We start from the raw sequence: 261 nt of genomic DNA, 5'->3' as shown, positions 1-261 counted from the left end.
ACCCTTGCCACCCAGATTTTGTAGACGTGAAAGATTGAGTGTTGCAGTGTAGTAATCTCCTGCTGTTTTTGCTGTTTGGTTATCTAAAGCAGCAGCATTATCATTTTTAAATTTCACACGACCATAACTCGTTGAAGCACCATATTGGGTTAAGCCTCCCCCTATGAATTGATCAAACTGAGAGCCATCCAATCGGGCAGTCACCACATCAATATTGCGATGTTTATCGTATTGGTTCAGTTGAATATCATCTTTCAGTTG

Annotated in this window: 1 pseudogene; it reads right to left on the bottom strand. The window is 40.6% G+C overall.

Annotated features, from left to right (window positions below):
- Positions 1-261 (bottom strand): annotated as a pseudogene (locus ACINWC743_RS04370) (ShlB/FhaC/HecB family hemolysin secretion/activation protein); the annotation flags it as partial.

This window comes from Acinetobacter sp. WC-743, assembly GCF_000335555.1.
In the GTDB taxonomy this organism is placed as follows: Bacteria; Pseudomonadota; Gammaproteobacteria; order Pseudomonadales; family Moraxellaceae; genus Acinetobacter; species Acinetobacter bereziniae.
The sequence above is the reverse complement of the archived record's forward strand: the minus strand, read 5'-3'. Positions and strand labels throughout refer to the sequence as shown.